At 72.3% G+C, this 24670-nt stretch carries 24 protein-coding genes and 1 pseudogene; 17 read left to right on the top strand and 8 right to left on the bottom strand.

Translation table 11 applies throughout. The annotated features are described in order from the left end of the window. Window positions 1–24: 24 nt before the first annotated feature. The 10 genes and pseudogenes from ACQF4J_RS31350 (at window position 25) to ACQF4J_RS31305 (ending at window position 9215) form a co-directional block, all read left to right on the top strand. On the top strand, window positions 25–1062 hold the full coding sequence (locus ACQF4J_RS31350) for an MBL fold metallo-hydrolase (protein WP_351578222.1): 1038 nt from the start codon (window positions 25–27) through the stop codon (window positions 1060–1062). A gap of 45 nt (window positions 1063–1107) precedes the next feature. Beyond that, window positions 1108–1539 (top strand): annotated as a pseudogene (locus tag ACQF4J_RS31345) (nuclear transport factor 2 family protein); the annotation flags it as partial. After that, on the top strand, window positions 1537–1914 hold the full coding sequence (locus ACQF4J_RS31340; RefSeq protein WP_427168648.1) for a RidA family protein: 378 nt from the start codon (window positions 1537–1539) through the stop codon (window positions 1912–1914). The pseudogene ACQF4J_RS31345 and the gene ACQF4J_RS31340, both read left to right, overlap by 3 nt. A 369-nt stretch (window positions 1915–2283) precedes the next feature. Further along, the gene (locus ACQF4J_RS31335; protein ID WP_427167319.1) at window positions 2284–3510 is read left to right on the top strand and encodes a prenyltransferase/squalene oxidase repeat-containing protein; all 1227 of its coding nucleotides are present in this window, start codon (window positions 2284–2286) and stop codon (window positions 3508–3510) included. Window positions 3511–3518: 8 nt separating this feature from the next. Then, the gene (locus tag ACQF4J_RS31330; protein WP_427167318.1) at window positions 3519–4130 is read left to right on the top strand and encodes an SCO2322 family protein; all 612 of its coding nucleotides are present in this window, start codon (window positions 3519–3521) and stop codon (window positions 4128–4130) included. Beyond that, window positions 4123–5274, top strand: a complete 1152-nt coding sequence (locus tag ACQF4J_RS31325) for an energy-coupling factor transporter transmembrane component T (protein WP_427167317.1) — start codon at window positions 4123–4125, stop codon at window positions 5272–5274. Before ACQF4J_RS31330 ends, ACQF4J_RS31325 begins: the two co-directional genes overlap by 8 nt. Continuing rightward, window positions 5271–6986, top strand: a complete 1716-nt coding sequence (locus ACQF4J_RS31320) for an ABC transporter ATP-binding protein (protein ID WP_351578210.1) — start codon at window positions 5271–5273, stop codon at window positions 6984–6986. The genes ACQF4J_RS31325 and ACQF4J_RS31320 overlap by 4 nt, the downstream gene beginning before the upstream one ends. Beyond that, window positions 6983–7861, top strand: a complete 879-nt coding sequence (locus ACQF4J_RS31315) for an ECF transporter S component (RefSeq protein ID WP_351799683.1) — start codon at window positions 6983–6985, stop codon at window positions 7859–7861. The genes ACQF4J_RS31320 and ACQF4J_RS31315 overlap by 4 nt, the downstream gene beginning before the upstream one ends. Before the next feature lie 305 nt (window positions 7862–8166). Further along, window positions 8167–8586 (top strand): transglycosylase SLT domain-containing protein, encoded by a 420-nt coding sequence (locus ACQF4J_RS31310; protein WP_351578201.1) that lies wholly within the window; start codon window positions 8167–8169, stop codon window positions 8584–8586. Window positions 8587–8753: 167 nt separating this feature from the next. Further along, window positions 8754–9215, top strand: a complete 462-nt coding sequence (locus ACQF4J_RS31305) for an iron chaperone (protein ID WP_351578198.1) — start codon at window positions 8754–8756, stop codon at window positions 9213–9215. On the opposite strand, the gene ACQF4J_RS31300 is transcribed toward ACQF4J_RS31305, so the two are convergent. After that, the gene (locus tag ACQF4J_RS31300; RefSeq protein ID WP_427167316.1) at window positions 9184–10500 is read right to left on the bottom strand and encodes an alpha/beta hydrolase; all 1317 of its coding nucleotides are present in this window, start codon (window positions 10498–10500) and stop codon (window positions 9184–9186) included. The genes ACQF4J_RS31305 and ACQF4J_RS31300 overlap by 32 nt on opposite strands. A gap of 103 nt (window positions 10501–10603) precedes the next feature. Between ACQF4J_RS31300 and ACQF4J_RS31295 the strand changes: the two genes are divergently transcribed. After that, window positions 10604–11281, top strand: a complete 678-nt coding sequence (locus ACQF4J_RS31295; protein ID WP_351578193.1) for a YoaK family protein — start codon at window positions 10604–10606, stop codon at window positions 11279–11281. Window positions 11282–11300: 19 nt separating this feature from the next. On the opposite strand, the gene ACQF4J_RS31290 is transcribed toward ACQF4J_RS31295, so the two are convergent. Together ACQF4J_RS31290 and ACQF4J_RS31285 are read right to left on the bottom strand one after the other, a co-directional pair. Continuing rightward, window positions 11301–11540: a hypothetical protein gene (locus tag ACQF4J_RS31290; protein WP_351799674.1), complete on the bottom strand. Its 240-nt coding sequence runs from the start codon at window positions 11538–11540 to the stop codon at window positions 11301–11303. Window positions 11541–11583: 43 nt separating this feature from the next. Beyond that, window positions 11584–12753: a steroid 3-ketoacyl-CoA thiolase gene (locus tag ACQF4J_RS31285; RefSeq protein WP_351578183.1), complete on the bottom strand. Its 1170-nt coding sequence runs from the start codon at window positions 12751–12753 to the stop codon at window positions 11584–11586. Window positions 12754–12986: 233 nt separating this feature from the next. On the opposite strand from ACQF4J_RS31285, the gene ACQF4J_RS31280 reads away from it, so the two are divergent. Beyond that, a complete protein-coding gene (locus ACQF4J_RS31280; RefSeq protein WP_351799668.1) occupies window positions 12987–14222 on the top strand; it encodes a cytochrome P450 in 1236 nt (411 codons plus the stop codon). Window positions 14223–14306: 84 nt separating this feature from the next. Here the strand turns inward: ACQF4J_RS31280 and ACQF4J_RS31275 are convergent, their stop codons facing one another. Beyond that, window positions 14307–16361: a bifunctional glycosyltransferase 87/phosphatase PAP2 family protein gene (locus tag ACQF4J_RS31275; protein ID WP_351578178.1), complete on the bottom strand. Its 2055-nt coding sequence runs from the start codon at window positions 16359–16361 to the stop codon at window positions 14307–14309. 342 nt (window positions 16362–16703) lie between these two features. Between ACQF4J_RS31275 and proP the strand changes: the two genes are divergently transcribed. Both proP and ACQF4J_RS31265 read left to right on the top strand, forming a co-directional pair. Then, window positions 16704–18065 (top strand): glycine betaine/L-proline transporter ProP, encoded by a 1362-nt coding sequence (proP, locus tag ACQF4J_RS31270; RefSeq protein ID WP_427167315.1) that lies wholly within the window; start codon window positions 16704–16706, stop codon window positions 18063–18065. A 49-nt stretch (window positions 18066–18114) separates the two neighbouring features. Continuing rightward, the gene (locus tag ACQF4J_RS31265) at window positions 18115–18783 is read left to right on the top strand and encodes an O-methyltransferase (RefSeq protein ID WP_427167314.1); all 669 of its coding nucleotides are present in this window, start codon (window positions 18115–18117) and stop codon (window positions 18781–18783) included. A 34-nt stretch (window positions 18784–18817) separates the two neighbouring features. On the opposite strand, the gene ACQF4J_RS31260 is transcribed toward ACQF4J_RS31265, so the two are convergent. Next, the gene (locus ACQF4J_RS31260; protein WP_351578169.1) at window positions 18818–19210 is read right to left on the bottom strand and encodes a hypothetical protein; all 393 of its coding nucleotides are present in this window, start codon (window positions 19208–19210) and stop codon (window positions 18818–18820) included. Between the two features lie 80 nt (window positions 19211–19290). On the opposite strand from ACQF4J_RS31260, the gene ACQF4J_RS31255 reads away from it, so the two are divergent. Beyond that, window positions 19291–19719, top strand: coding sequence for a DUF1992 domain-containing protein (locus tag ACQF4J_RS31255; RefSeq protein WP_351578166.1), 429 nt, complete (start codon window positions 19291–19293; stop codon window positions 19717–19719). A gap of 24 nt (window positions 19720–19743) precedes the next feature. Here the strand turns inward: ACQF4J_RS31255 and ACQF4J_RS31250 are convergent, their stop codons facing one another. After that, entirely contained in the window at window positions 19744–20451 is a 708-nt protein-coding gene (locus ACQF4J_RS31250; RefSeq protein ID WP_351799663.1) for a hypothetical protein, read from the bottom strand. 5 nt (window positions 20452–20456) lie between these two features. Beyond that, on the bottom strand, window positions 20457–21155 hold the full coding sequence (locus tag ACQF4J_RS31245) for a hypothetical protein (RefSeq protein WP_427167313.1): 699 nt from the start codon (window positions 21153–21155) through the stop codon (window positions 20457–20459). A 170-nt stretch (window positions 21156–21325) separates the two neighbouring features. Here ACQF4J_RS31245 and ACQF4J_RS31240 point away from each other — a divergent pair, with 170 nt between their 5' ends. Continuing rightward, the gene (locus ACQF4J_RS31240) at window positions 21326–21952 is read left to right on the top strand and encodes a dihydrofolate reductase family protein (RefSeq protein WP_351578157.1); all 627 of its coding nucleotides are present in this window, start codon (window positions 21326–21328) and stop codon (window positions 21950–21952) included. A 10-nt stretch (window positions 21953–21962) separates the two neighbouring features. Further along, a complete protein-coding gene (locus ACQF4J_RS31235; RefSeq protein ID WP_351578154.1) occupies window positions 21963–22490 on the top strand; it encodes a GNAT family N-acetyltransferase in 528 nt (175 codons plus the stop codon). 13 nt (window positions 22491–22503) lie between these two features. Here ACQF4J_RS31235 and ACQF4J_RS31230 read toward each other — a convergent pair whose 3' ends face one another. After that, window positions 22504–24549: an MDR family MFS transporter gene (locus ACQF4J_RS31230; RefSeq protein WP_427167312.1), complete on the bottom strand. Its 2046-nt coding sequence runs from the start codon at window positions 24547–24549 to the stop codon at window positions 22504–22506. Window positions 24550–24670: the final 121 nt, after the last annotated feature.

The following is a 24670-nucleotide window of genomic DNA, read 5'->3' as shown; positions in this document are numbered from 1 at the left end:
CAATGGCCGTGGAGCGGAGGGCAGATGGCGGAGACGTTCGATCATGGTGGGGGCATACGGTCCGTTCGGGTGCCCATTCCGGACAACCCGCTCGGGCACACGCTGGTGTACGTCGTGGACACCGACCGCGGGCCCGTCCTGATCGACACCGGCTGGGACGACCCGGGGGCCTGGTCCGTGCTGGCGGAGGGGCTGCGCGCCTGCGGGACCGACGTCTCCCAGGTCCACGGCGTCGTGATCACCCATCACCATCCCGACCACCACGGCCTGTCGGGCAAGGTGCGTGAGGCCTCCGGTGCCTGGGTCGCGATGCACGCGGCCGACACGGCGATCGTCCGGCGTACCCGTGAGACCCGGGCCGACCGTTGGTTCACCTACATGACCGCCAAGCTCGTGGCCGCCGGCGCCCCGGAGGAACACATCGCTCCCCTGCGCGATCCCGCCCCGCGCACCGCCCTGCCCGGCTTCTCCCCCGCCCTCCCCGACCGCGAGATCGTCCCCGGCGAGCTGCTCGACCTGCCGGGGCGGCGACTGCGCGCGATCTGGACGCCCGGGCACACCCCCGGCCACGTGTGCCTGCACCTGGAGGAGGAGCACCCCTCCCGACTGCCGGGCCACGGACGCCTGTTCTCCGGGGACCATCTGCTCCCCGAGATCACCCCGCACATCGGCCTCTACGAGGACCCGGACGACGCCACGGTCACCGACCCCCTCGGCGACTACCTCGACTCCCTCGAACGCGTCGGCCGGCTCGCCCCCGCCGAAGTGCTCCCGGCCCACCAGCACGTCTTCACCGACGGGCCGTCCCGCGTACGGGAGTTGCTCGCCCACCACGAGGAACGCCTCACCGGCATTCTGGGGCTGCTCGCCGTGCCCCTCACCCCCTGGCAGCTCGCCGAGCACATGGAGTGGAACCGGCCCTGGGAACAGATCCCCTACGGATCGCGGAACATCGCCGTCTCGGAGGCGGAGGCGCATCTGCGGCGGCTGGTGAAGCTGGGCCGGGCGGAGGCGGTGCCAGGGAGCGATCCGGTGACGTACGCGGCCGTCGACCGCGTATGAATACGGTGACGTACACGGCCCTCGACCGGGTATGACTACGTGTTCATGGAGAACCTTCTCGCCGAGCGCGCCTGCGAACGCCTGATCCTCGACTTCGTCCACCGTCTCGATCTCGGGGAACCGGCCACCGTGGCCGAGCTGTTCACCGAGGACGGCGTCTGGCAGTGGCCGGAGGGACGACGGCGGATCGAGGGGCGGGACGCGCTGCGGACGTACTTCGGCGGCCGACCGGCCGACCGGCTCTCACGCCGCGTGATGTCCAACATCCGCGTCACCGTGACCGGCCGGGACACGGCCACGGCCACCTCGTACTTCACGACGTACCGCGTGGACGGCCACCCGGGCGGCATCCTGCCCGCCGGGCCGCCGTACCAGGTCGGCCACTACGAGGACGCCTTCCGCAGGGCCGACGACGGTACCTGGCTGCTCGCCGACCGCACCCTCGTGCTGCCCTTCGGCGGCGGCCCGCAGCGCGTGCACACCGACGCCGCGCCGTACGTCCGCTTCTCCGACGGCACCGAACCGCCGCTGTCGCAGGGCGTGCGCACCGGCCCCTTCCTCTTCACCTCCGGCCAGGGCCCCCTGCATCCGGTCACGCACGAGACGCCGGCCGCCTTCGCCGACCAGGCGCGCCGCGTGCTGGCCAACGTCGAGGCCGTGGTCGGCGACCGCCGTTCGATCGTGCGCTGTACCTGCTATCTGGCCGACCGCGCCCACTTCGCCGAGTTCAACGCCGTCTACCGGGAGTTCTTCGCCGGCTGCGAGCCGCTTCCGGCCCGGACGACGGTCGTGGCGCGCCTGGTACGGGAGGGAGTGCTGGTGGAGGTGGACGCGGTGGCCGTCGTGGGCTGATCCGCGCGCTCGACCGAAAGACCGCCCGTCCCGCCGACGACCTGGCCCTGGTGCTGTGCCAGCCGTCCCAGGCGTCGGCGCCGGCCGTCGCGCACAGCCACCTCTCAGGGTGCTCCTGACCCACGGGTACAGTGTCGGGGTCGTCATCACACCCGTACGGGGGAAAGCCGGTGCGAATCCGGCGCTGACCCGCAACCGTGACCCGGTCCGTCCCGGACCGGCCAGCCGGAGTGCCCCACACGGATCGTGACCGGCTCAGGTGTGTCGGCACCCCGCCGCCACACGGCACCGTCGAGGTATACGGAGCCGAGCCGCCCGGGGCTGTCCCGTGCTGCTTTCCGGCTCCTCAGGGAGAGGCAGCAGCCGATCATGACCGTCATCCGTCACAGCGCCGCGGCGCTGGCCGCCATAGCCGTACTCGGCGGCGCCACCCCAGCGGTCGCCGCCTCGCCGTCCCCCTCGGCATCCCTCCCCGCCGGCCTCTACGGCACCTCCGACCCGACCTACGACGGCGTCTGGCGCCAGTCGCTCGCCCTGCTCGCGCAGCGCACGGTCGGCGTCGAGCCGGCCGACCCGGCCGTCTCCTGGCTGGCCGGGCAGCAGTGCGGCGACGGCGCGTTCGCCGCCTACCGCGCCACCGCCGGCGCGCCCTGCAAGGCCGACACCAACAGCACGGCGGCCGCGGTCCAGGCCCTGGCCGAGATCGGCGGCCACGACGGCCCGGTCGCGAAGGCCGTCACCTGGCTGAAGTCGGTGCAGAACAAGGACGGCGGCTGGGGGTTCACCGCCGGCGGCGCCAGCGACGCGAACTCGACGTCCGTCGTGATCGGTGCCCTGGCCCAGGCCGGGGTGACGGTCCCCAACCTCCGCAAGGACGGCAAGTCCCCCTACGACGCCCTGCGCGGCCTCGCGTTGCCCTGCGACGGCCCCGACGCGGGCGCCTTCGCCTACCAGCCCGACAAGAAGGGCAAGCTCGCGGCCAACGCCGACGCCACCGCGGCGGCCGTGCTGGGCTTGCTCGGTGAGACGGTTGCGGGCAGCAGGCAGGACGACACCCAGGCGACCGCGGGCTGTGCGGACCCCGACAGCGACTCCGACCACGTGGCCGCCGCGGGCAACGGCGCCGCCTGGCTCGCCAAGGCCCTCGCCAAGGGCGGCCACCTCACCACCGCGCTGCCCGGCGCCAAGCCCCAGCCCGACTACGGCAACACGGCCGACGCGGTCGTCGCCCTCTCGACGGCGGGCTTCAACTCCCAGGCCGTGAAGCCGCTGCACTGGCTGGAGTCCCACGCCGCCGACTGGGCCGCCCAGGCCGGTCCCGGCGCCTACGCCCAGCTGATCTTCGCCGCGTCCGCGGCCCAGGGCGGTGACGTCCACGACTTCGGCGGCCTGGACCTCGTCGCCAAGCTCAACGCGACCGGCCCGGCCCCCGCGGGCGTGGACGACGATCCGACGGCCGGCCCGGACGACACCAAGGCCTCCGGCGGCAAGGACGACGGCTCCATCGGCGTCGCCTGGACGGTCGGCGGCGGTCTGCTCGTCGGCGCCGTCATCGGCTTCGCGCTGATGCTCCGCGGCAGGAGGCGTCAGCGGTGACGCGCCGCGTGACGCTCCTTCTCACGACGCTGCTCCTCACCCTGGGCCTCGCCGCACCGGCCGGGGCCACCGGTTACCGCTACTGGTCCTTCTGGACCTACGACTCCGGTCACTGGACCTACGCCACCCAGGGCCCCGCCACCGCGCGCCCCTCCGACGGCGACGTCCAGGGGTTCCGCTTCTCGGTGAGCGAGGACTCGGGGGACGCGGCGAAGCCGCGCGGGGCGACGTCCTTCGCGGCGATCTGCGCGCGGACTCCGGCGGTCCGGGGCGAGAAGCGGATAGCCCTGCTCATCGACTTCGGTACGGCGAAGGACGCCCCGTCCGCCGCGCCCCCGCCCGCCCGCCGCACGGCCTGCGCCCGGGTGCCGTCCGACGCGACGACGGCGGACGCCCTGGCCGCGGTGGCGAAGCCGCTGCGCTACGACACCAACGCCCTGCTGTGCGCGATCGCCGGGTACCCGGCGAAGGGGTGCGGCGAGCAGGTGTCGAGCGCCGAGGACAAGCACGCGGACGGCGGCGGCAGCGGCCCCTCGGTGGGCCTGTACGTGGGTGCGGGGGCGGTCGCCCTGCTGGGTGCCGCGGCGGCCTGGCAGGCCCGACGGCGCAGGCATGCCTGACATCCACAGCCCCGAGCGGTCCGAACAGGGCGGCGCCCCGCGGGTCTCGGCGGGCGTCTGCCTGCCGCGTTCACGGCGGCGTGTCCTCGTGCATCCCGGTGCCTGGTGGCTGTGGTCGCTCGCGCTCGGTACCGCGGCCACCCGGACCGGCAACCCCCTGCTCCTCGCCCTCCTGATCGCCGTCTCCGCCTACGTCGTCTCCACCTGCCGTCCCCACGCGCCCGACGCCCGCTCCTACACCGCGTTCCTCCGGCTCGCCCTCGCCGTTCTCCTCATCCGGCTCCTCTTCGCCGCCGCCCTCGGCTCCCCCGTCCCGGGCACGCACACCCTCCTGACCCTCCCCGAAGTCCCGCTCCCGCACTGGGCGCAGGGCATCCGCCTGGGCGGCGAGGTCACGGCCGAGTCGCTGCTCTTCGCGCTCTACGACGGCCTGAGGCTCGCCGCCCTGCTCGTCTGCGTGGGCGCGGCGAACGCCCTCGCCAACCCCGCCCGCCTGCTGAAGTCCCTGCCCGGAGCGCTGTACGAGACGGGCGTGGCTGTCGTCGTGGCCCTCACCTTCGCGCCCAACCTCATCGCCGACGTCCACCGGCTGCGCGCCGCCCGCCGGTTGCGCGGCCGCCCGGACAGCGGTGTCCGCGGCCTCCTCCAAGTGGGCCTGCCCGTCCTGGAAGGCGCGCTGGAGCGCTCCGTCGCCCTCGCCGCGGCCATGGACGCGCGAGGCTACGGCCGTACCGCCGAGGTACCCGCCCCGGTGCGCCGTACGACCACCGCCCTCACCCTGGGCGGTCTGCTCGGCGTCTGCGCGGGGACGTACGGACTGCTCACCGCCGAGGCCGGCACGTACGGGCTGCCCCTCCTCCTCGCCGGCGTCATCGCGTCCCTCGCCGGTCTCCGGCTGGGCGGCCGCCGCAGCCTGCGCACGCGGTACCGCCCCGACCCCTGGGATGCGCGCGCCTGGCTGGTGACGGCCTCCGGTGCCGTGCCCGCCGTGCTGCTCACCCTGGCCGCCGCGACCGACCCGGCCGCCCTGGCCCCCTCCGTCGTCCCGCTCACGGCACCCACGCTTCCCCTCTGGCCGGCGGCGGCCGTACTCATGGCGCTGCTGCCCGCCTTCGTCGCCCCCACCCCCAAGGAGCCGTCGTGATCCGCTTCGAGGACGTCTCGGTGACCTACGACGGGGCGCCCGAACCCGCCCTCAGCGGCGTGGACTTCGAGGTCCCGGAAGGCGAACTCGTCCTGCTGGTGGGCCCGTCCGGCACCGGCAAGTCGACCCTCCTGAACACCGTCAGCGGCCTGGTCCCTCACTTCACGGGCGGCACCCTGCGCGGCCGCGTCACGGTGGCGGGCCGCGACACCCGCACCCACAAGCCCCGCGAACTGGCGGACGTGGTGGGCACGGTGGGCCAGGACCCGCTCTCGCACTTCGTGACGGACACGGTCGAGGACGAACTGGCCTACGGAATGGAGTCGTTGGGCCTGGCACCGGCGGTGATGCGCCGACGTGTCGAGGAGACCCTGGACCTTCTCGGTCTCTCCGACCTCCGTGACCGGCCCATCGCCACCCTGTCCGGCGGGCAGCGGCAACGCGTGGCCATCGGCTCGGTCCTCACTCCGCACCCGCGGGCCCTGGTCCTCGACGAACCGACGTCGGCCCTGGACCCGGCGGCGGCCGAGGAGGTCCTCGCGGTCCTCCAGCGCCTGGTCCACGACCTGGGCACCACCGTCCTCATGGCGGAACACCGCCTGGAGCGCGTCGTCCAGTACGCCGACCGGGTGGCGGTCCTGCCGGCCCCGGGGGCGGCCCCCCTGCTGGGCACGCCCGCGGAGATGATGGCCGTGTCCCCGGTGGCTCCGCCGGTGGTGGAACTGGGGCGGCTGGCAGGCTGGTCCCCGCTGCCGCTGACGGTCAGGGACGCGCGCCGCAGGGCCGCCGACCTGCGCGAGCGGCTTCGGGACAGCCCGGTGCCCACGCCGGACGGTCGCGGCGGCGCCGAGGCGGCACACGGTCCGAAGACGATCGGCACGGCGCCGGCCGTCCGCATCCGCAGGCAGCGCCGGCTCCCCGTCCGCCGCAAGGACACGACCCCGCCGGCCCCGGTGTCCGGCCACGCCGCCGAGGTCCGCGCCCTGACCGTCCGCCGCCCCCACACCGAGGCCCTCCATCAGGTCGACCTCGCCATCGCCGCGGGTGAGACCGTCGCCCTGATGGGCCGCAACGGCGCCGGAAAGTCCACCCTCCTCAACGCCCTCGTGGGCCTCGTCCAACCGTCCGCGGGCACGGTCCGTGTCGCCGGCCTCGTCCCTCACCGCACCCCGCCCAGGGACCTCGTCCGCCAGGTGGGCCTGGTCCCCCAGGAACCCCGCGACCTCCTCTACGCGGACACGGTCGCGGCCGAGTGCGCGGCGGCCGACCGGGACGCCCAGGCACCCCCCGGCAGCTGCCGCGACCTGCTCTCCCGGCTGCTCCCGGGCGTCCCCGACGACACCCACCCCCGGGACCTCTCGGAAGGGCAGCGGCTCACTCTCGCGCTGGCCGTCGTCCTGACCGCCCGTCCGCCCCTGCTCCTGCTCGACGAGCCGACCCGGGGGCTGGACTACGCCGCGAAGGCCCGCCTGGTCACCCTGCTGCGCGGCCTCGCGGCCGACGGTCACGCGATCGTCCTCGCGACGCACGACGTGGAACTGGCCGCGGAACTCGCCGACCGGGTGATTCTCCTCGCGGAGGGAGAGGTGATCGCCGACGGCCCCACCGCGGACGTCGTGGTCTCCTCTCCGTCCTTCGCCCCGCAGGTCACGAAGATCCTCGCCCCACGGCCGTGGCTCACGGTCGGCCAGGTGCGGGGGGCCCTCGGATGACCCGGTCCGCCCCACCCCCGTCCGTCCCGCCCTCGCCCGTCCCTGCCCCGCCCGCTCCGGCCCCTGCCGCCCGGACCGCTGCCGTCCGCCTCGGTCCCCGCTCCCTCGCCGCTCTCGCCCTCGTCGGCGCGGTCGGTGTCGTCGCCTTCGGCTGGCCCTTCCTCGCCCCGCCGGGCTCCGGCCTCGCCGCGCACGCCCAGGACGCCCCGTGGCTGTTCGCCGGGCTCCTCGTGCTGCTCGTCGCCGTGGTGGCCGCGACGATCTCCGAGTCGGGCCTCGGTCCGAAGGCCGTGGCCATGCTGGGCGTGCTCGCCGCGACCGGCGCCGCCCTGCGCCCGCTGGGGGCCGGGACCGCCGGCATCGAGCCGATGTTCTTCCTGATGGTGCTCAGCGGGCGGGTCCTGGGACCCGGCTTCGGCTTCACCCTCGGCTCGCTCACGATGTTCGCCTCGGCACTGCTGACCGGCGGGGTCGGTCCGTGGATGCCGTTCCAGATGCTGGCGATGGGCTGGTTCACGATGGGGGCCGGGCTGCTCCCCGGCCCGGGCCGGCTGCGGGGCCGCGGCGAGCTCGTCCTGCTCGCCGCCTACGGCTTCCTCGCCGCCTTCGCCTACGGCACGATCATGAACCTGGCCGGCTGGCCCTTCATGGGCACGCTGGCGTCGAACATCTCCTTCGACCCGCACGCCGCCGTCCCGGCCAACCTCGCCCGGTTCCTCGCGTACTGCACGGCCACCTCGCTGGGCTGGGACCTGGGCCGGGCCGTGGTCACCGTCGTACTGACGCTCACCCTGGGTCCGGCCGTGCTCAAGGCACTACGCAGAGCCACCCGACGGGCGGCTTTCGAGACCGCGGTCACATTCGAGGGTCGTTGAGCGGTGAACCGGCCCACATGACCCACATCACCCACGATCCGGCCTAGTAGTGCATATCGGACGCCATGCCCACGACATAATGGCGTCTGGCCTGCGCTTTGAGAGCCAGGCCACAACCATCCCGCACACCCCAGATGCGGCCACAACTAGTAAAAGGGGTCTTTGCGGACATCCCGCGAGCCTGTTTCTCTGGACGACGTCGCACGGCGCCGACGTGCCCCCCGGGGCCTCGGCGCCGACGCATGACCCGGGTCCCCGGACCCGGTCCATGTCCGACACCCTGTCCCCGAAGAAAAAGGTTTCCCGTGCTCGTCTCCCGCATCGCCCGCCGCATCTCGTCCCCGAAGAAGGCTCTCGCCGGCGTCGCCGTGGCCGCCGCCACCACCGGCATGGTGCTGACCGCGGCCCCCGCGCACGCGGCGACCGCCAACTCGGCCACCGAGGCGAGGGCGATCGCGCACCAGATGATCCCGAACGCGGCTCAGTACGCCGCCTTCAGCAAGATCGTCGAGCACGAGAGCGGCTGGAACGTCACCGCGACCAACTCCTCCTCCGGCGCCTACGGCCTGGTCCAGGCGCTGCCGGGCTCGAAGATGGCCTCCGCCGGCGCGGACTGGAAGACCAACGCCAAGACCCAGATCAAGTGGGGTCTGGACTACATGAAGTCCCGCTACGGCAGCCCGACCGGCGCCTGGGCCTTCTGGCAGGCGAACGGCTGGTACTGAGCCGCAGCACACGCATCACGGGCGAAGGGCGCCTTCCGAGCCGACGGGCACGGAAGGCGCCCTTCCGCCGTACCCGGGCCATCGGTCAGTTTTCGAGAAGCCCCCGCCGGCGCCGCTTCCTAGCATGAAAGGGCAGCGAGACGGCCCCACGACGGAGGAGACCTGCCATGGCCACGAAGGCGAAGACCGACGAGAAGTACGACGGCTTCACCGCCGAGGAGCGCGACGCGATGAAGGAGCGCGCCAAGGAGCTGAAGTCGACCGCACGCGGCGGCTCGCGCACCTCGAAGGCGAAGGCGGACACGGAGCCCGAGGTACTGGCGAAGATCGCCGAGATGCCCGAGGAGGACCGCCTCCTGGCCGAGGGCATCCACGCGCTGGTCAAGGCCGCGGCGCCCGAGCTCACGCCGAAGACCTGGTACGGGATGCCCGCCTACGCCAAGAACGGCAAGATCGTCTGCTTCTTCCAGCCGTCGGGCAAGTTCAAGGCCCGCTACTCCACCCTCGGCTTCAACGACCCGGCCAACCTCGACGACGGGGACATGTGGCCGACCGCCTTCGCCGTGACCACCCTGACCTCCGAGACCGAGGCCCGGATCACCGACCTTGTGCGCCGGGCGGCGAGCTGAGCGCGTCGAACCAGCGCGTCACCTGCGGCGCCGACACGGCGAACGATCCGAAGTGGTCCACGTCCCCCTGGTCGACCACCGGCACCGGCTTGCCGTGCCCGGCCAGCCGCGCGGCGCAGCTGTCCGCGTTCCCGATCGGCACGTCGGTGTCGGCAGCCCCCGCGTACAGCCGCACCGGCACGTCCGGCTTCCAGTCGCAGGTGTGATCGGCGGCGCGCATCGCGGCGAGGAGCGGGCCGTCCGGGTGCCGCATCCGCTCGTAGAAGGCCGGCGTGAGCAGTTGCTTCACCGAGGGCGCCAGCTCGCGGACCACGTCATCCTCCTCGTGCGTTCCGTCGAAGAGGGCGGTGACACGGCCGGCGTAGGGCGCACGGAAGACCTGGGCCGGGTCCTTGTAGAGGGGGTGCAGCCGGTTCTGGGCCGTCAGCCAGTAGGAGATGTACAGCACGCCGCTGGTGTCGTTGACCCGCCCGTCGTACAAGGCGGGCATCTCCTGCCCCTCGAGGTCGTACGGGCCGCTGATCGGTGCGAGGGCCTTCAGCCGGAAGTGCCCGTCCGCCCCCGCCCGCAGCGCCTTGCCGAGCGCCATCGCGACCTGCCCGCCCTGTGAGAAGCCGGTCGCGTAGAGCGCACCCGTCAACGGCCGTCCGAGCCGGCCGGCCGCCGTCCGGGCGGCTCGCAGCATGTCGAGGGACGCGGTGACGGAGGAGCGGGTGTCCATGTAGGGGTGCGGTCCCGGCCCCTCCCCCAGCCCCAGATAGTCGGGCGCGGCGACCGCGCGCCCCGCGCCCGCGTTCAGATACGACGGCACCCGGCCGAAGTCCTCGCTCGCGGAGGGCGCGTAGCTGCGCTTGACCATGGTGCCGTGGGTGTCGGAGACGAGGTCGAGGCGACGGGCTCCGCCGGTGGGGAGCGTGAGCAGGCCGGTCGCGGTGGTCGGCTTCCCGTACGGGTCCACGGTGCGGTACGTCAGCCGGTAGGCCCGTACGCCGTAGCGCACGGGGTCGGCGGCGATGCCCCGCTCGCCGAGGAACCGCCTGACCTGCGCGGCGTCGTGGTGGGCTACGGGGGTGACGGAGAGGAGCTCGCCGCGCGCGGACGGCCCCCCGAGCTCCGTGCGCTGCCCGTGCCCGGTCCGTTCCCCGGGCCCGGTCCGCTGTCCGTCCGCCGCCGCGACGGGTGCGACCGCCAGTCCGGTGAGCAGCAGGGCGGCCGCTGCGGCGAGCCCGCGCCGGGTACGCCAACCGGTGTACGTTTCAGGTGATTTGCGCGTCTCATCACTCATGCCGTGAACGTTACGGACGCGCGGGCCGCGCCGACATCCGAGAGTCCCCCGCCCGCGTGGTGGACTTGGGTGCACCCTGCCCGTCCGGACGACCGGAGACCCTGTGAGTGAGAGCGACGACGGACACGAGTCCCGCGGACTGCGGCTGGTGCCCGTCCTGTTGGGGCTGACGGTGGTCAGCGGCCTGATCGACGCGGTGAGTTATCTGGGCCTCGGGCACGTCTTCACCGCGAACATGACCGGCAACGTGGTCGTGCTGGGCTTCGCCGCGGCCGGCGCCCCCGGCTTCTCCATCCCGCACACGGCCACCTCCCTGCTCTGCTTCCTCGCGGGTGCGGTGGCGGGAGGCCGGGTCGCGCGACGGCGGGCGGACGGCTCGCGCCGCACCTGGGCGCGGCTGATCCTGGCGGCGGAGGCGACCCTGGTGGGCGTGTCCGCGCTGGCGGCCTTCCTTACCCCGCACGCGACGGCCACGGTCTACGCCCTGATCGCCCTCACGGCCTTCGCGATGGGCCTGCGCAACGCCACGGTCCGCCGGCTCGGCATCGCCGACCTGACGACCACGGTCCTCACCATGACCCTGACGGGGCTGGCCGCCGACTCCCGCGCCGGCGGCGGCCAGGGCACCCACTCCCCCCGCCGTACGGCCTCGGTGATCGCGATGGCGGCGGGCGCCTGCCTGGGCGCGTGGCTGGTGATCCACCACGGGCTGGGCATCCCGCTGCTGGTGGCGGCGGTCGGGGCGGGCGTGCTGGCGGCGGTGGCTTCGGGGCGGGAGTAGGACCGTTCGCCGGCTCCTGTCACACCTGCGGGCTGACACCCTCCGCCTTCGCCGCCCGGCGGGATCTCCACTCCTTTCTGGCGAAGAGGAACCGCAGGGTTCCGACCGCCAGGAACATCAGCCCTATACCGCCCCGGGCCAGGCCTCCCACGGTGAAGAACCAGTAGAAGGCCAGGCCGGCGAAGAACGCGCAGATCGCGATGACCAGCGGCTCGCGGATGTGGAAGGGCAGGACGCGGAGGATCAGGCTGATCAGCATCGGGCAAGTCGACCAGTCCGGGCCTCACCTGTCCACAGGCTTTCTACAGCCTCTGGATGATCGTCCCGGTGGCCAGCCCGCCGCCCGCGCACATGGTGATGAGCGCGAACTCCTTGTCCGTGCGCTCCAGTTCGTGAAGCGCGGTGGTGATGAGCCGGGCCCCGGTGGCGCCCACGGGGTGCCCGAGCGCGATGGCGCCGCCGTTGACGTTCACCTTCTCCAGGTCCTGCTCGAAGACCTGCGCCCAGCTCAACACCACTGACGCGAAGGCCTCGTTGATCTCGACGAGGTCGATGTCCTTCAGCGACATGCCCGCCTTGCCCAGCACCGCGCGCGTGGCGTCGATGGGACCGTCGAGATGGAAGTGCGGGTCCGCGCCGACCAGCGCCTGGGCCACGATCCGCGCCCTCGGCCGCAGCTTCAGCGCCCGCGCCATCCGCTTCGACGCCCACATGATCGCCGACGCGCCGTCGCTGATCTGCGAGGAGTTGCCGGCCGTGTGGATGGCCGTCGGCATGACCGGCTTCAGGCCCGCCAGCGCCTCCATGGACGTGTCGCGCAGGCCCTCGTCCCGGTCGACGAGCCGCCACATGCCCTGTCCGGCGCGCTGTTCGTCCTCCGTGGTCGGGACCTGGACGGCGAAGGTCTCCCGTTTGAAGCGCTCCTCCGACCACGCCACGGCCGCCCGCTCCTGCGAGATCAGTCCCAGCGAGTCGACGTTCTCGCGCGTCAGCCCCCGATGGCGGGCGATCCGCTCGGCCGCCTCGAACTGGTTGGGCAGGTCCACGTTCCACTCGTCCGGGAACGGCTTCCCGGGCCCGTGCTTGGACCCCGATCCCAGCGGGACACGGGACATCGCCTCGACACCGCAGCTGATGCCCACGTCGATGACGCCCGCCGCGATCATGTTGGCGGTCATGTGCGAGGCCTGCTGCGAGGAGCCGCACTGGCAGTCGACCGTCGTCGCCGCCGTCTCGTACGGCAGCCCCATGGCCAGCCAGGCCGTGCGCGCGGGGTTCATGGACTGTTCGCCGGCGTGGGTGACGGTGCCGCCCACGACCTGTTCGACCGCGTCGGCGGGGATGCCGGTGCGGCCGAGGAGTTCACGGTAGGTCTCGCCCAGGAGGTAGGCGGGGTGCAGGTTGGCGAGCGCTCCGCCGCGCCTGCCGATGGGGGTGCGTACGGCTTCGACGATCACGGGTTCCGCGGCCATGGGGGGATCCTCTCCTCCGGTACCCGCGCGGCGCGGGGGCGTCCCGGCCGACCCCGCCACGCTGAACTAGTACGTGTTCTAGTTCTGCCAGCAGTCTGCTGACAGGGCACTCACAACCGCAAGGGGTGTGCAAGCAATTGGGCCTGCCGTACCCCTTGCACCTTGTAGAACCCGTTACTACCTTCACGGCAAACCTGATGGACCGTCAGAACACCGGCTGGAGTGAGTCGCCCATGCCCTGTCCAGCTCTGCCCGACGGGTTCGACTTCACCGACCCCGACCTGCTGCAAGCCCGTGTGCCCCTGCCGGAGTTCGCCGAGTTGCGCCGGGCCGAACCCGTGCGCTGGGTTCCCCAGGCGGGCAACATCGCCGGCTTCCGGGACGAGGGCTACTGGGCCGTGACCCGGCACGCCGACGTCAAGTACGTCTCCACGCACCCCGAGTTGTTCTCCTCGTACCTCAACACGGCGATCATCCGCTTCAACGAGCACATCGAGCGCGACGCGATCGACGCCCAGCGGCTGATCCTGCTGAACATGGATCCGCCCGAGCACACGCGTGTCCGCCAGATCGTGCAGCGCATCTTCACCCCGCGCGCGATACGGGCGCTGGAGGACCGGCTGCGCGAACGCGCCCACAACATCGCCCGCTCCGCCCGCGGCCGCTCCGGCCCCTTCGACTTCGTCACCGAGGTCGCCTGCGAACTGCCGCTGCAGGCCATCGCGGAGCTCATCGGCATCCCGCAGGACGACCGGGCCAAGATCTTCGACTGGTCCAACAAGATGATCGCCTACGACGATCCCGAGTACGCCATCACCGAGGAGGTCGGCGCCGAGTCCGCCACCGAGCTCATCGCCTACGCCATGAACATGGCCGCGGACCGCAAGGGGTGCCCGGCCAAGGACATCGTCACCACGCTGGTCGCCGCCGAGGACGAGGGCAACCTCAACTCAGACGAGTTCGGGTTCTTCGTGCTGATGCTGGCCGTGGCCGGCAACGAGACCACCCGCAACGCCATCACCCACGGCATGCACGCGTTCCTCACCCACCCCGACCAGTGGGAGCTGTACAAGCGGACACGGCCCGAGACGGCGGCCGAGGAGATCGTCCGCTGGGCGACCCCGGTCAACGCCTTCCAGCGCACCGCCACCCAGGACCTCGAACTCGGCGGCAGCCGGATCAGGAAAGGCGACCGGGTCGGCATCTTCTACGCCGCCGCCAACCACGACCCGGAGGTCTTCACCGACCCCGACACCTTCGACATCATGCGCGACCCCAACCCCCACCTCGGCTTCGGCGGCGGAGGGCCCCACTACTGCCTGGGCAAGTCCCTCGCGGTCCTGGAGATCGACCTCATCTTCAACGCCATCGCCGACGCCCTGCCCGGCCTCACCCTGGCCGGCGACCCCGACCGCCTGCGCTCCGCCTGGATCAACGGCGTGAAGCACCTGATGGTCGAACCCGGCTGACCGGCCTCCCGGTTGCTCGGGCCGGCGGCCTCCCGGAGCCGCCGGCCCGTCCCGCCGATCTCGAGGGAGGCAGGAGCATCCCCCCTACGCCCCGCTTCTGCCTCCCCCGAGGCCGGCGGCGACGGCTTCCTGGGGTGGATCACCGGCACCGACCGGCACGGCCGTACGCGCCCGCGGCCCCTGCAGCAGGTACGCCAGTCCGAAGCCCACGCCCACCACCGCCGCGCCGCCCACCGCGTCCAGCACCCAGTGGTTGCCGGTGGCCACGATCGCCGAGACCGTGAAGAACGGGTGCAGCAGGCCCAGCGCCTTCATCCACCACTTGGGCGCGATCACCGCGATGACCACCCCGCACCACAGCGACCAGCCGAAGTGCAGCGAGGGCATCGCCGCGTACTGGTTCGTCAGCGCGGTCAGGGTGCCGTAGTCCGGCTTGGAGAAGTCCTGGACGCCGTGCACGGTGTCGATGACGCCCAGGCCGGGCAGCAGGCGCGGCGGGGCCAGCGGGTAGAGCCAGAAGCCGACCAGGGCCAGCAGCGTGGCGAAGCCGAGCGCCGAGCGCGCCCAGCGGTAGTCGACCGGGCGGCGCCAGTACAGCACGGCGAGCACGGTCAGCGGCACGACGAAGTGGAACGACTCGTAGTAGAAGTCGTAGAAGCCCCGCAGCCAGTCGATCTTGACGACCGCGTGGTTGACGGCGTGCTCGATGTCGATGTGCAGGAACCGCTCGATGTCGAGGATCTGGTGGCCGTGGTGCTCGGCCCGGGTCCGCCCCGCCTCGTTCGAACCGCCCGTCGCCGCGAGCCTGACCTTCTGGTACGCCGCGTACGTGACGCGGATCAGCAGCAGCTCCAGCAGCAGGTTGGGGCGGGAGAGGACGCGGCGCAGCTGGGGCACCAGCGGCACGTGCCGCAGGCGCGCGGGGACCGGCTCGGCGTACTCGGTCGGGACGGGCGCCTGGTAGTACGGCGAGGTGCGGGGCAGGAACGGCACGACCGTGGCCGCGGCGAGGGCGGCGAGCAGGACGACGTTGTCACGCAGGGGGTCCATCGCCGCCATGTTCGGCAGCATCATCTTCGCGGGCAGCGTCATCACCAGGACGACGGCCACCGGCCACACGTACCGGTCGGAGGCCCGCTTGCCGACCCGCCCGACGACCGCGAGCAGCACCCACAGCAGCTGGTGCTGCCAGGTCGTCGGGGACACGGCGATCGCCGCGCAGCCGGTGATGGCGACGGCGAGGAGGAGCTGCCCGTCGCGGGCGTGGTGGACTGCCCGCCGGACGCCGACCACGGCGACGGCCGTGCCCAGCGCGAAGAACAGGCCGATCTCCAGCGGCCCGGTCAGCCCCAGGCGCAGCAGGGCGCCGTGCAGGGACTGGTTGGCCAGGTCGTCGGCCTTGCCGCCGAGCCCGGTGCCCGCCATGTGGTGGACCCAGTAGGTGTACGAGTCGTGCGGCATCGCCGCCCAGGCCAGCGCGGTCAGCGCGACGAAGGTGACACCGGTGGAGACGGCGGGCCGGCGCCGGCCGGTGAACCACAGCAGCGGCGCGAAGAGCAGCACGGTCGGCTGGAAGGCGGCGGCGATCCCGATCAGCACGCCGCTGGTGCGCTCCCCGCGCACGATGAAGCAGCCGACCAGCACGAGCAGCACCGGCAGGATGCTGATCTGGCCGAGCCAGAGCGCGTTGCGCACCGGCAGGGAGAGCATCAGCAGGCTGATCGCGACGGGCGCGGCGAGCAGCGAGGTGCGCCGGCTCACCGGCTGGGGCAGGGCGCGCGCGACCACCAGGCCGAGCGCGACGACCAGCAGCAGGGTGCCGAAGGTCCAGCCCCAGCCCAGGGCCTGCTCGGCCGCCCGGGTGAGCGGTTTGAGGACGAGCCCGCCGAAGGGGGTGCCGGTGAACCGCGTCGAGTCGTACAGCGAGCCCTTCACATGCAGGACGCCGTTGGGACCCACCCAGGTCTCCAGGTCCGTCAGCCGCTCGCCCCGGGGTGTACTGAGGACGACGGCCACCTGCCGGACGGCGAGGACGGCCGCGACCAGCCACAGGGCCAGGCGCGCCGCCCGCAGCCGGCCTCCGCCGGCCGTCGCCCCGTAGGCTCCCGCCGGTCGCCCGCTGTGCTCCACGTTCGCCACGCCTCGTCGGCCTCCCGCCCCGAATGTTCCTGTGAGCCCCCACAGAGAGACGCAGGCTACCCCGGCTTCACCTGACGTCCGTTCTCCTTTTGTCTGAATGACGATAGTCGGCCGGGGGGTCGGTTGCCTCGGCGGGACGCGAGATGGATCACAGCGAATCCTTGCGGGAAGCGCTTTCCGGTGGGCATACGAGCCTGGACACACCGCATTTACCTGCACTGTGCAACGACTTGTGTGCGACACGTAAGGGCGACAAGTGCCCCTATGGTCGATTTCGGCCCCCGTCACCGTCGCCGGGCGGGCCGCGTCCCTGTCCCCGTCGAAAGGTAGGCGAGCGAAGTCTTGGCGACCGCCGCAGTCTCAGCTCCCCCGGTACGCACCCCCCGCACCTCCGATGTCACCGCCACCGATCCCGCCCTCGTCCGGCGTGCCGTCCAGGCCGCCGCGCTCGGCAACGCGATGGAGTGGTTCGACTTCGGTGTCTACAGCTACATCGCGGTGACGCTGGGCAAGGTCTTCTTCCCGTCCGGCAACCCCACCGCCCAGCTGCTGTCCACCTTCGGCGCCTTCGCCGCGGCCTTCCTGGTCCGCCCGCTCGGCGGCATGGTCTTCGGACCGCTCGGCGACCGCATCGGCCGGCAGAAGGTCCTCGCCCTCACCATGATCATGATGGCGGCGGGCACCTTCGCCATCGGCCTGATCCCGTCGTACGCCACGATCGGCGTCGGCGCGCCGCTGCTGCTCCTCCTGGCCCGCCTGGTGCAGGGCTTCTCCACCGGCGGCGAGTACGCGGGGGCGTCGACCTTCATCGCCGAGTACGCCCCCGACAAGCGGCGCGGCTTCCTCGGCAGCTGGCTGGAGTTCGGCACACTCGCCGGCTACATCGGCGGCGCGGGCCTGGTCACCCTGATGACCGCCCTGCTGTCCTCCCACGACCTGCTGACCTGGGGCTGGCGCATCCCGTTCCTGATCGCGGGCCCGATGGGCGTCATCGGCCTCTACCTGCGCATGCGCCTGGAGGAGACCCCGGCCTTCGCCGCGGAGGTCGCCAGGAGCGAGTCCGCCCGCCCGAAGGTCCCGCTGCGCGAGATGATCACGGGCCAGTGGAAGGCCCTCCTGCTGTGCGTGGGCCTGGTCCTGGTCTTCAACGTCACCGACTACATGCTGCTGTCGTACATGCCGAGCTACCTGACCAGCGAGCTCCACTACGACGAGACGCACGGTCTGCTGGTCGTGCTCGGGGTCATGGCGCTGATGATGATCGTCCAGCCCTTCGCCGGCGCCCTGACCGACCGGATCGGCCGTCGTCCGGTGATCGCCGCGGGCTGCGCGGGCTTCCTGTTCCTGTCCGTCCCCGCGATCCTCCTGATCCGCCAGGGCAGCCTGGCCGCCGTCGGCCTCGGCATGGCCGCGCTCGGCCTGCTGCTGGTCTGTTTCACGGCCGCGATGCCGTCCGCCCTGCCGGCCCTCTTCCCGACCCGGGTCCGCTACGGCTCCCTGTCGATCGGCTTCAACGTGTCGGTGTCCCTGTTCGGCGGCACGACCCCGCTGGTCGTCACCGCCCTCATCGGCGCGACCGGGAACATGATGATGCCCGCGTACTACATGATGGCGGCGGCCGTGATCGGCGGCGTCGCGGTGTGGTTCATGACCGAGTCGGCGGGCAAACCCCTGCCGGGTTCGGCACCGGCGGTGGAAGAGTAGGCACCCGGGCACACCGCCGTCCCATCCGCCGCACGAAAGGCACAGGTGAATGAGCGAGTCGCAGCTGTGGCACGACGTGGACGACTATTTCACCGCCCACCTCGCGCAGGACGACGAAGCCCTCCGGGCGGCCCTGCGCGACAGCGAGGCGGCCGGACTCCCGCACATCGCCGTCACCGCGCCCCAGGGCAAGTTCCTGCGGCTCCTCGCCGAGATCCAGGGTGCCCGCACCATCCTGGAGATCGGCACCCTGGGCGGCTACAGCACCATCTGGCTGGCCCGCGCGCTCCCGGCGGACGGCCGCCTGGTCTCCCTGGAGTACAGCGCCAGGAACGCCGAGATCGCCGTCCGCAACATCGCCCGTGCCGGCCTGGACCGGCTGGTCGAGGTGCGGGTCGGCCCGGCCCTGGAGTCGCTGCCCAAGCTGGCCGACGAGAACCCGGCCCCCTTCGACCTGGTCTTCATCGACGCCGACCGGGTCAACAACCCGCACTACCTGGAGTGGGCGCTGCGCCTGACCCGCGCCGGCAGCCTGATCGTCGTCGACAACGTCGTGCGGCGCGGTCAGGTCACCGACGCGGAGAGCACCGACCCGGAGATCCTGGGCACCCGCGCCGCCGTCGAACTGATCGGCAGCCACCCGAGGCTGAGCGGCACGGCCATCCAGACGGTCAGCGGCAAGGGCCACGACGGCTTCGCCCTGGCCCGAGTGCTGTAGCCGGCCGGGACGGCCCGGCCGGCACCCGCCCCGGCTAGAACTCGTGGTAGAAGCCGACGTTGACGCTTCTCGGGGCGGTGCGGTCGCGGACGACGATCTCGCCGTTGCCGCCTCTGGGCAGCGTCACCGTGCCGCCGTAGGCGAGGGGCTGGGCGTACTCGCCGACGACCAGCCGGACCTCGGAGGAGGGATCGGCCTGCGAGCCGCGCAGCCAGGTGACCTGCCAGGTCCCCTCCGAGCCGCACTGGAACTCCAGGTGCACCCGGGACACGAACAGCCAGTCGTCGGGCGTCACCAGACGGCACAACGCCCTGTCCCGGCCCACCCGCAGCACGGCGCCGGGCTCGCTGGGCGCGTCGGCCATCTGCATGCCGGCCGTGGCCCCCTCTTCCGCCGCGGCGACGGTGGCCATGGTCAGTTCGAGCACGTGCGCTCCTCTTGAAGTGTCCTTACGCAGCGGCCGCATGATAAATCGCCCGGGTCTACGGCGTCCGGCACAATGGAGTCATGACCGAGCGAAAGCCACCCGGCGTCCCGTTCGAGTCCTGGGTGGACAAGCAGATCCGAGATGCCGAGAGACGCGGTGAGTTCACCCAACTCGCGGGCGCGGGCAAGCCGTTGCCGCCCGGCACCGACACCACGTACGACGAACTGTGGTGGATCAGGCAGAAGATGGCCCGCGAGGGCCTCTCGGTGCTGCCTCCGACCCTGGCCCTGCGCAAGGAGGCCGAGGACACGCTCGCGGCGGCGTACGCGGCCCCTTCGGAGCGGATCGCGCGCAAACTGATCACGGACGTCAACGTCAAGATCCGCGACATGATGTTCAAGCCGCCGCCGGGGCCCCCGCTCGGGATGAAGCCGTACGACGTCGAAGAGGTCGTACGCGAGTGGCGGGAGCGCCGCACGGCGACGGCGAAGGCCGAGGAGACCGCTTAGGTCCCCTCGGCCGGGTGTGTCGTGTCAGCCGTGGAGCAGGCGTTCGGCCAGCTCGCGATAGTCCCTCAGGGCCAGCCTGAGCTGTTCGGTGTCCGTCCGGGCGGCCTCGTCGGCGCCGCCGGACTTGCCGTCCTGCCAGGACATGCGCAGGGTCCGGCGCCGCCGGGTCACCGCCTCGGCGAACCGCCCGGCGATGTCCTCGAGCACCTGGTCGGCCTCCTGCACGGCGTCCCGGGGCCCGTCGACGAAGCCCGCGACGGCGTGCCGCAGCCGCGTCTCCAGCTTGTCGCACTCGTCGTGCGGCAGCAGCCGGGTCCCGGTGGCGGCGCCACCGCCATCCGTGCCACCGGTGCGAGAGCCGTGGTCGCCGATACCGGTGTCCGTGCCACCGGTATGCACGCCGGACCCGCCGATACCGGTGTCCGCACCACCCGTGTGCGTGCCGGATGACATGTCGGCGGTGGAACGGGGGGTTCCGGAGGTGGGTGCACCGGTGTGCGTTGCGGCGCCCGTGCCGTCGTACGCGCTGCCCGCCTCGGCGTCGCGCGCCTCCGACGGCGTGGGTGACACGACCCGCCGTTGCGTGCCGTCCTCGTTGTCGCGTCCCGTCTCTCCGGGCGTCAGCCCGCCCTCCTGCTCGGTCTCCGCGGGCGTCGGCGTGATCGTGCGGCGGTTGGTCCGGTCGTCGCCCTCAGAGCCCCTGGCACCGGCGCCGGTCACAGCGTCCGTCATGTCGCTCAACTCCCCTTCGCGTGCCGTCGGTTGAGAGCCCACGGCAGATGGCCGCGGCTCTCGTGGTGCCCGTTGCTGCGCGTACCGCCGTCGGCGGCGGTCTCCTCGCCCCGCTCGGTCCTTTCGGCCTTGGCGCCGCGGTGGCGGGTGGAGGACGTCAGGTCCTCGAAGAGCGCGCGGGCCTCGACCATGGCCTCCCGCATCTCCTCCGTGTCGGACCGGTCGCCGTCCTGCCCGCCCGCGCCGACGCGGGCGACGCGGTGGACGTTCCGGTAGCCGTGGACGTGATGGGCGTGGTGGACGGAGAGCGCGGCGAGCTGCTCCTCGTACTGGCCTCCGTTCGGGAAGCCGCGCTCTGCGGCCAGCTCCGCCAGCAGCCGGTCCGCCTCCGCGACCGCCTCCCGGGGCGCGTCGACGAACCGCTCCTGCGCGGCCGTCCAGCGGGCCTCGTACTGTTCCCGCCGGCTCTCGTCGAGCGGCCGCTCACGCAGCGAGCCGTGCCGCTCCACGCGCTCGGTGAGCTCGCGCTCGGCGGCCTTGGCGTCCCCGTCGTGCCGGGCCACCGTCCGGTCGTATTCGGGCCCGAAGCGGCGCTTCAGGTCCCGGCCACCGTGCGGGCCCTTCGCGCGCAGGGTCAGGACGGCCGCGACAACGACCACGGCCGCCACGATCACGATCAAAGCAATGATCATGCCTGTGGACATGGGTGCCTTCCGATGTATCGGCCCAACGGGCCGGTTCTCCGAACGGGTGACCCGGAACACCCCGTGTAAACGGGCATCAAAATCCTTCGCCCGACGTGTCGATCCCCCGTGTCCCCGATCGACACATCACCGTAGGCACCGCGAGGGTGCCCGTATCGAAGGAGATCGTCATGGGTGAGGTCATCGCACGACTGGCCATGTCACTGGACGGATACATCGCGGGCCCGGAGTCGGGCCGGGAGCACCCGCTGGGCATCGGTGGGGAGCGGCTGCACTCCTGGGTGTTCGGCCTGCGGTCGTTCCGCGAGATGCAGGGCATGCAGGGCGGCCGGACCGGGCCGGACGACGACCTGATCGCCGAGCACGTCCGGCGGCCGGGCGCGGTGGTCATGGGTCACGGCATGTACGTCACCGGTGAGATCCCGTGGGGCGACGAGCCGCCGTTCCACGCGCCGGTTTTCGTGGTCACCCACCATGCGCGCCCGTCCGTTCCCAAGGAGGGCGGCACCACCTTCCACTTCGTCACCGAGGGCCCCGAGCGCGCCCTGGAACTGGCCCGGCAGGCGGCCGGCGAGAAGGACGTGTCGCTGGCGGGAGGCGCGGACCTGGTCCAGCAGTTCATCCGGGCGGGCCTGCTGGACGAGCTGCTCCTGCACGTCGTCCCGGTCCTGGCGTGCGGTGGCCGCCGCCTCTTCGACAACCTGGGCGATCAGCACATCGAGTGGGACAAGACCCAGGTGCTGGACTCGCCGGAGGTCACGCATATCCGGTTGCGGGCACGCCGCGCCGTCTCCTGAGATGGGGGCCATGACCTGGACCATCACCCCGGAGCCCTACGACTCCCCCGTGGCCGCGGCCCTGTGGCGGGCCTACTACACGGAGGTCAGCGACCGCTGGTACCTCCTGCACGAAGGCCGCCGCACGGACCCGGCGGAACTGGAGCGGGAGATCGCCGCCACCACGGGCGCGGAACTCGCCGCTCCCACGGGCACGCTGCTGGTCGCCCGCCACGACGGGGAACCGGCGGGCTCGGCGGGCGTACGTCTGCTGGACGCGGAGACCGCGGAACTGACCAGGGTGTTCGTGCGTGAGGGGATGCGGGGCAAGGGCGGGGCACCCCTGCTCGTGCGGGCCGCCGAGGAGGCCGCCCGCGCCCTGGGCGCCCGGCACCTGGTCCTGGACACCCGGTCCGACCTGGTGGCGGCCCGCGCCCTGTACGCCCGCCTCGGCTACGAGGAGACTGCACCCCACAACGACGACCCGTACGCCGACCACTGGTTCCGCAAGGACCTGCGGCGGGGGGCCGCCGACCTGCCGGCCACGGCGGAGGCGTGAGGGGCGCCCTGTCTCAAGCGGCCCCCTCCACGGCCCCCTTGTGCGGCTCCTCCCGCTCCGACCCGCACAGCTCGCCGTTCAGCTCCCGCACCAACTGCACGAGATCCGTGGGCCGTCCCGGCCCCCACCAGTCCCCGAGGAGCCGCGCCAGCGACTCCTCACGGGCCTGGGCGAGCCGCTCGGCGACCTGCCGCCCGCTGTCCGTCAGCATCAGCTCCAGCCCCTCCCGCACGGCGAGGCGCCGCACCTCCACCTGCCGGGCGGCCTCGATGATGACGTTCAGCGGCACGGAACTGCGCTCGGCGAGCACGGCGGGCTCGGCCCAGCCGTACCGCCTGATCCGCAGCAGCAGCCAACTGGCCGCCGGCAGCAGGTCGTAGCCGGCCCGCTCGGTGATCTCCTCGTACACCTTGCGCCGTCCCTCGCGCGTGCCGAGCACGGACAGCGCCCGGCACACCTCGTCGTAGGAGGACCGTTCGACCGGGTTGCTGGCGAGCGTCTCGGTGACGTCGGGCGCGGTGACGGAGCCGCGCAGGGGGTCCTCCTTGAGGAACCAGGCCAGCACGAAGCCCAGGAGGGCGACGGGGGCGGCGTACAGGAAGACGTCGGTGATGGCGGAGGCGTACGCGTGCAGGGCCGGCGCGCGCAGTGCGGGCGGGAGTGAGGCGATGCCGCGCGGGTCGGACTCGAGGGCGTCCGCCGAGACGCCGCCCGGCAGCCGCACGCCCCTGAACGACGCCGACAGCTTGTCGCCGAGGCGGCTCGCGAAGACCGTGCCGAAGATCGCGACGCCGAAGGAGGCGCCGATGGAGCGGAAGAAGGTCGCGCCGGAGGTCGCGACGCCGAGGTCCTCGTAGGAGACGGCGTTCTGCACGATGAGCACCAGCACCTGCATGACCAGGCCGAGTCCGAGGCCGAAGACGAAGAAGTAGACGCTCATCTCGAACGTGGAGCTGTTCTCGTCGAGCCGGTGCAGCAGAAGCAGCCCGACGGTGGTGACGGCCGTCCCGGCGACGGGGAAGACCTTCCAGCGTCCCGTCCGGCTGACGATCTGCCCGGAGCCCGTGGACGACAGCAGCATCCCGAACACCATGGGCAGCATGTGCACACCGGACATGGTGGGCGTGACGCCCTGCACGACCTGAAGGAACGTCGGCAGGTAGGTCATCGCGCCGAACATGGCGAAGCCGACGATGAAGCTGATGACCGCCGACAGGGTGAACGTCCGGACGCGGAACAGCTTCAGCGGCAGCACGGGTTCGGCGGCCCGCCGCTCCACCGCCACGAACGCCACGGCGAGTACGACGCCCAGCACGGCCAGCCCGACGATCTGTGCCGAGCCCCAACCCCAGGTCGTCCCGCCCAGCGAGGCGACGAGCACCAGACAGGTGGCGACGGAGGCGATCAGGAACGTACCGAGGTAGTCGATGACGTGCCGCGTCTCCTTGCGCGGGATGCGCAGCACGGCCGCGATCACCGCGAGGGCGATCACGCCGACGGGGAGGTTGATGTAGAAGACCCAGCGCCAGCTGAGGTGTTCGGTGAACAGGCCGCCGAGCAGCGGGCCGAGGACGCTGGTCGCCCCGAACACCGCCCCGAACAGCCCTTGGTAGCGGCCGCGTTCCCGCGGTGGCACGACGTCCCCGACGATCGCCATCGACAGCACCATGAGCCCGCCGCCGCCGAGCCCCTGTACCGCGCGGAAGGCGATGAGCTGCGGCATGTTCTGCGCCATGCCGCACAGCGCGGAGCCGATGAGGAAGAGCACGATCGCGGTCTGGAACAGCCTCTTGCGCCCGTACTGGTCGCCGAGTTTGCCCCACAGCGGGGTCGCGGCGGTCGAGGCGAGCAGGTACGCGGTCACCACCCACGACAGGTGCTCCAGCCCGCCGAGGTCGCTGACGATGGTCGGCAGCGCGGTCGAGACGATGGTCTGGTCGAGCGCGGCGAGCAGCATCCCGAGGAGCAGGGCGCCGATCGAGACGAGGACGTTCCCGGGTACGTGCGGGTCCCGTGCCTCCCGCCGGTGCCGGGTCACTGTGGTCGCATCCCCTGCCATGAGGTCTCCCAACGTTCGCCGTGCGTCCTCGACGCACCTCCCATCGTGGTGGGAGTGACCGGATATGGCCCGTCGAGTCCTCGGAAGCACGGATTCCGGGGGCTTGTGGGAGACGAGGTGA

It is taken from the genome of Streptomyces sp. C1-1, from assembly GCF_050214755.1.
Lineage (GTDB): Bacteria > Actinomycetota > Actinomycetes > Streptomycetales > Streptomycetaceae > Streptomyces.
Note: the sequence above shows the minus strand (reverse complement) of the source record. Positions and strands in the feature narration are given on the sequence as shown.

Bases quoted from the DNA above. Each gene is read 5' to 3' on its own strand.
- ACQF4J_RS31350 (WP_351578222.1), top strand. From the start codon at position 25: ATGGCGGAGACGTTCGATCATGGTGGGGGCATACGGTCCGTTCGGGTG.
- ACQF4J_RS31335 (WP_427167319.1), top strand. From the start codon at position 2,284: ATGACCGTCATCCGTCACAGCGCCGCGGCGCTGGCCGCCATAGCCGTA.
- ACQF4J_RS31325 (WP_427167317.1), top strand. From the start codon at position 4,123: ATGCCTGACATCCACAGCCCCGAGCGGTCCGAACAGGGCGGCGCCCCG.
- ACQF4J_RS31315 (WP_351799683.1), top strand. From the start codon at position 6,983: ATGACCCGGTCCGCCCCACCCCCGTCCGTCCCGCCCTCGCCCGTCCCT.
- ACQF4J_RS31305 (WP_351578198.1), top strand. From the start codon at position 8,754: ATGGCCACGAAGGCGAAGACCGACGAGAAGTACGACGGCTTCACCGCC.
- ACQF4J_RS31300 (WP_427167316.1), bottom strand. From the start codon at position 10,500: ATGAGTGATGAGACGCGCAAATCACCTGAAACGTACACCGGTTGGCGT.
- ACQF4J_RS31290 (WP_351799674.1), bottom strand. From the start codon at position 11,540: ATGCTGATCAGCCTGATCCTCCGCGTCCTGCCCTTCCACATCCGCGAG.
- ACQF4J_RS31285 (WP_351578183.1), bottom strand. From the start codon at position 12,753: ATGGCCGCGGAACCCGTGATCGTCGAAGCCGTACGCACCCCCATCGGC.
- ACQF4J_RS31280 (WP_351799668.1), top strand. From the start codon at position 12,987: ATGCCCTGTCCAGCTCTGCCCGACGGGTTCGACTTCACCGACCCCGAC.
- ACQF4J_RS31265 (WP_427167314.1), top strand. From the start codon at position 18,115: ATGAGCGAGTCGCAGCTGTGGCACGACGTGGACGACTATTTCACCGCC.
- ACQF4J_RS31255 (WP_351578166.1), top strand. From the start codon at position 19,291: ATGACCGAGCGAAAGCCACCCGGCGTCCCGTTCGAGTCCTGGGTGGAC.
- ACQF4J_RS31250 (WP_351799663.1), bottom strand. From the start codon at position 20,451: ATGACGGACGCTGTGACCGGCGCCGGTGCCAGGGGCTCTGAGGGCGAC.
- ACQF4J_RS31245 (WP_427167313.1), bottom strand. From the start codon at position 21,155: ATGTCCACAGGCATGATCATTGCTTTGATCGTGATCGTGGCGGCCGTG.
- ACQF4J_RS31240 (WP_351578157.1), top strand. From the start codon at position 21,326: ATGGGTGAGGTCATCGCACGACTGGCCATGTCACTGGACGGATACATC.
- ACQF4J_RS31235 (WP_351578154.1), top strand. From the start codon at position 21,963: ATGACCTGGACCATCACCCCGGAGCCCTACGACTCCCCCGTGGCCGCG.
- ACQF4J_RS31230 (WP_427167312.1), bottom strand. From the start codon at position 24,549: ATGGCAGGGGATGCGACCACAGTGACCCGGCACCGGCGGGAGGCACGG.